Origin of the sequence: Allosphingosinicella sp. (assembly GCF_036387215.1) — a bacterium.
Lineage (GTDB): Bacteria > Pseudomonadota > Alphaproteobacteria > Sphingomonadales > Sphingomonadaceae > Allosphingosinicella.
On the sequence record NZ_DASVUE010000070.1, the window covers coordinates 1 to 3,997 of the forward strand.

Annotated in this window: 5 protein-coding genes and 1 pseudogene; 2 read left to right on the plus strand and 4 right to left on the minus strand. The window is 66.0% G+C overall.

Annotation, left to right across the window (positions count from 1 at the left end):
* Window positions 1–77 (minus strand): annotated as a pseudogene (locus VF662_RS03205) (acyl carrier protein); the annotation flags it as partial.
* Window positions 78–198: 121 nt separating this feature from the next.
* On the opposite strand from VF662_RS03205, the gene VF662_RS03210 reads away from it, so the two are divergent.
* Window positions 199–1,455 carry a glycosyltransferase family 87 protein gene (locus VF662_RS03210; protein WP_464137625.1) on the plus strand — a complete coding sequence of 419 codons (1,257 nt, stop codon included), beginning with the start codon at window positions 199–201 and terminating at the stop codon, window positions 1,453–1,455.
* Here the strand turns inward: VF662_RS03210 and fabG are convergent.
* Genes fabG through fabD form a run of 3 tightly spaced genes read right to left on the minus strand, consistent with a single transcriptional unit; the run spans window position 1,384 to window position 3,500 of the window.
* Window positions 1,384–2,121 (minus strand): 3-oxoacyl-[acyl-carrier-protein] reductase, encoded by a 738-nt coding sequence (gene fabG / locus VF662_RS03215; RefSeq protein ID WP_464137627.1) that lies wholly within the window; start codon window positions 2,119–2,121, stop codon window positions 1,384–1,386. The genes VF662_RS03210 and fabG overlap by 72 nt on opposite strands.
* A gap of 13 nt (window positions 2,122–2,134) precedes the next feature.
* Window positions 2,135–2,548: a GxxExxY protein gene (locus tag VF662_RS03220; RefSeq protein ID WP_464137628.1), complete on the minus strand. Its 414-nt coding sequence runs from the start codon at window positions 2,546–2,548 to the stop codon at window positions 2,135–2,137.
* Window positions 2,549–2,579: 31 nt separating this feature from the next.
* The gene (gene fabD, locus VF662_RS03225) at window positions 2,580–3,500 is read right to left on the minus strand and encodes an ACP S-malonyltransferase (RefSeq protein WP_464137630.1); all 921 of its coding nucleotides are present in this window, start codon (window positions 3,498–3,500) and stop codon (window positions 2,580–2,582) included.
* Between the two features lie 203 nt (window positions 3,501–3,703).
* Here fabD and rpsF point away from each other — a divergent pair.
* On the plus strand, window positions 3,704–3,997 hold a 294-nt coding region (rpsF, locus tag VF662_RS03230), incomplete at its 3' end, for a 30S ribosomal protein S6 (protein ID WP_464137632.1).

Sequence of the window (3,997 nt, forward strand, 5' to 3'; positions counted from 1 at the left end):
TCTTCGGTAACCTTCTCGTTCTCCACGCCAAGATGCTCGACGACGATCTTCTTAACGCGCTCGGCGGTCTCGCTCATAATGCCCCTTTCAGGATGAAACTGATGTTGAGGCGGCTCTAGCCAAGGGTCCCGAGGCTGGCAAGTCCCGGACAGGTCCGGTCCGGGCAGGTTTACGCCGCGTCAACCATGGTGCGCGTACATGGCGCCAATGGTGGGCACGCTCTCCTTCTTCCGCGATGCGGAATGGCTCAGCGCCGCCCGCGCCCGAGCAGTGATGCTGGTGCTTGCGGTGATGCTGCCGCTGCTGGCGATCGTCTGGATCGCAATGTCCAGCGGCGGGATCGACCCGGCCGGGCATCCGATCGGAACCGATTATCTGAGCTTCTGGACCGCGGCCCGCTTCGCTGCCTCGGGCGATCCGCAGGCCGCTTACGATATTGCCGCACATCACGGAGCGCAGATCGCGCAGGCGGGGCTCGATCCGGGCTATGCCGCCTTCTTCTATCCGCCCGCCTTCCTCCTCGCCTTGCTGCCGTTCGGCCTCGTCGGATATTTCCCATCGCTGATCCTGTGGCTGGCAGGGACGTTCGCAGCCTATTGGCGGACGATCCGCGCCTGGGCAGGCGGCTGGGACGGGTCGCTCCTCGCACTCATCGCATATCCGGCGGTGCTACTGAACGCTGGCCAGGGGCAGAACGGCTTCCTCACCGCCGCCCTGTTCGGCGGCGGCGCATTGCTCGTGGAACGGCGGCCCTGGCTCGGCGGAGCGCTGCTGGGAGCGCTGATCATCAAGCCGCATCTGGCATTGGTGATCCCGTTCGCCTTGCTGTTCCGCGGCGCGTGGAAGAGCATCGCCGCGGCAGCAATTTCCGCGGCGACCATCAGCCTTGCCTCGCTGCTGCTGTTCGGAGCTGAGACGTGGCAGGGATTCTTCGGCGGCTCCGCACTCGCCCGCGAGACGCTGGAAAGCGGCCTCGTCGATCCGGCGAAGATGCAGAGCCTGTTTGCGGCCCTGCGTCTGTGGGGCGCGCCGCTGGAAATCGCCTATGCCCTCCAGCTTCTGCTGTTCGCCGCAGTCGTTGCGGCGCTGGCGCTGGTCGCACGAAGCGGCGCCGGCAATCGGGCGCAGGGCGCTGCAATGGCCGCGGGCGCTTTGGTCTCGACGCCGTTCCTCCTCGACTACGACCTGACCCTTGCCGCAGTCCCGCTGTCCTGGCTCTTTCTCGAGGCGCGGCGAACCGGCTTCCTTCCCTGGGAAAAGCTGGCGCTCGGCGCCGCCTTCATCCTCCCGCTTCTTTCGCGCAGCCTCGCGATGAATTTCGGCCTGCCGGTCGCGCCGCTGGTGCTCGCCGTCTTGTTCCTGCTGGTCGTGCGGCGAGCCCGCTCAGAACATCGCCATGCCGCCGTTGACGTGGATGGTCTGACCCGTGACGTAGCCGCCCTCGCGGCTCGCTAAGTAGACCACCGCGGCGGCGACGTCGCTGCCCTCGCCGAGCCTCCCCGCCGGGACTCGGGCCAGCAGCGCCTCCTTCTGCGTATCGGGAAGCGCATCCGTCATCGCCGAGGAGATGAAGCCCGGCGCGACGCAGTTCACCGTGATGTTCCGGGTCGCGACCTCCTGCGCCAGCGCCTTCGACATTCCGACCAGCCCCGCCTTGGACGCCGCATAATTGGCCTGCCCGGGGTTCCCGGTGGAGCCGACGACGGAGGTGATCGAGATGATCCGGCCGTGCCTGGCGCGCATCATCGGCTTCAGCGCCGCTCGGGCGAGGCGAAATGCCGCCTCGAGGTTAATCCGGATCACGTCCGACCATTCCTCGTCCTTCATCCGCATTGCGAGGTTATCGCGCGTGACGCCCGCGTTATTGACGAGGATGTCGAGCTTCCCCATCGCCTCCACCGCCTGCGGCACCAGCGCATCGACGGCCGCCGGATCGGAGAGATTGGTGGGGAGGATGACGCTCTCGCCGCCGATCTCATTCTGGACGCCGCGGAGTGCTTCCTCGCGAGTCCCCGAAAGCGCCACCCGAGCCCCCTGCCCCGCCAACGCCTTCGCAATCGCCGACCCGATCCCCCCCGAAGCGCCGGTAACGAGCGCGGTCATTCCCTGGAGGTCAAACATGTTCTGATCCTTGTTATTGGTTCACGCGAAGGCGCGAAGGCGCGGAGGGTTTGTAGTCGTTCACCACACGGCGCAGACCTTCTTTCAAAGTTTCTCCACCGAAGTTGATGAGCAATCCCAGCGGCTGCTTCGTCAGCCGCAAATAGGTCAACAGCTGTTTCGCATGAGCGGCGTTCAGCCGCTCGACCGATTTGATCTCCACGAGAAGATCATCGACCCGGAGGTCGATCCGAAAAGCGGCTTCGAACCGCATCCCGTCATATTCTATGTCCACCGGCTGCTGTCGCGAAACGCCGTAGCCCCGGCTCGCGAGCTTGGCCGCCAGGATGGTTTCGTAGACGCTCTCAAGCAGGCCCGGACCAAGGTCGCGGTGCAGCTGAAGCGCAGCGTCGATCACGTCCGCTGAGGTGGTCTCCACATCCCGCATCTCTTCGCGCCTCCGCGCCTTCGCGTGAACCCTAAACTTCCTTCACCAGCGCTTCGATGTCTTCCATCGAGACGACGCTTGTCGTGCGGGCATCGGGGGCGATGCGTTTGACCATTGGCGAGAGCACCTTGCCGCCGAATTCCACGAAGTGAGTGACGCCCGCCGCCGCCATCGCAGCCACGCTCTCGCGCCAACGAACCATGCCCGTCACCTGCTCCACGAGCAGCCGGCGGATCTCGGCGGGATCGTCGGCGGGCGCGGCGATCACGTTGGCGTAAACGGGCACCACCGGCGGCCGGATGTCCACGCCGCCCAGCGCCTCCTCCATCGCCCGTGCGGCCGGCTCCATCAGCGGCGAATGGAACGGCGCCGAGACGGGCAGCAGCAATGCCCGCTTCGCGCCCTTCGCCTTCGCGATCTCGAGCGCCCGCTCCACCGCCGCCTTGTGGCCGGAGACGACAACCTGATTCGGATCGTTGTCGTTGGCCACGGCGCAGACTTCGCCCTGAGCCGCCTCCTCCGCGACCTCGCGAGCTCCGTCGAGGCCGAGGCCGAGCAATGCCGCCATCGCCCCCTCGCCCACCGGCACCGCCGCCTGCATCGCCTGGCCGCGGAGCTTCAGCAGCCGCGCGGTGGTGGCGACATCGAAGGCTTCGGCGACGGCGAGCGCGGTATATTCGCCGAGACTGTGGCCGGCGACGAAATCGGCCTTGTCCGCTGAGATGCCGGACGCCCGGAGCGTCGCCAGTGCATTGGCCATGATTGCCGGCTGCGCATTCTCGGTAAGGGTGAGTTCCTCGAGCGGCCCCTCGGCCATCAGCCGGGCAAGATTCTGCTCCAGCGCCTCGTCCACTTCCTGGAACAGCTCGCGCGCCACATTGCTTGCCTCGGCCAGCGCCCTGCCCATGCCCACCGACTGGCTCCCCTGCCCCGGGAAGATGAATGCGCGCATTTGCCTCTCCTGTTTGCCCGGCGGTTTAGAAGCGCCGCCGGAGAAGGCAAGCGGCTTGCAAAATCGAAGAAATCCGCTAAGTGACCGCCTCACCGGGGCTGAGGGCGCTGCTCTCCAGCCCCGGTACTCATTTGAGACGACAGCCGGAGGGGCGTCCGCATCGTGCGGCGTCAGCGATCGGCCAAGATAAGGAAATGCGCTCCATGCCGCTTTACGAGCATGTGTTTCTCGCGCGTCAGGACCTGGCCCAAGCCCAGGTGGACGCGCTGGCGGAAACCGCCACCAACATCATCGAGACCAACGGCGGCAAGGTCGTCAAGACCGAGACCTGGGGCCTGCGCTCGCTCGCCTACCGCATCCAGAAGAACCGCAAGGCGCATTATGTGATGCTCGACATCGAGGCTCCGGCCCCGGTCGTCGCCGAGCTCGAGCGCCAGACGCAGATCAACGAGGACGTCATCCGCTACATGACCATCAAGGTCGATGCGCATGAGCAG

What these genes read in the sequence shown, in the direction of transcription:
- VF662_RS03210 (WP_464137625.1), top strand. Translation starts at nt 199, where the DNA reads ATGGCGCCAATGGTGGGCACGCTCTCCTTCTTCCGCGATGCGGAATGG.
- fabG (WP_464137627.1), bottom strand. Translation starts at nt 2,121, where the DNA reads ATGTTTGACCTCCAGGGAATGACCGCGCTCGTTACCGGCGCTTCGGGG.
- VF662_RS03220 (WP_464137628.1), bottom strand. Translation starts at nt 2,548, where the DNA reads ATGCGGGATGTGGAGACCACCTCAGCGGACGTGATCGACGCTGCGCTT.
- fabD (WP_464137630.1), bottom strand. Translation starts at nt 3,500, where the DNA reads ATGCGCGCATTCATCTTCCCGGGGCAGGGGAGCCAGTCGGTGGGCATG.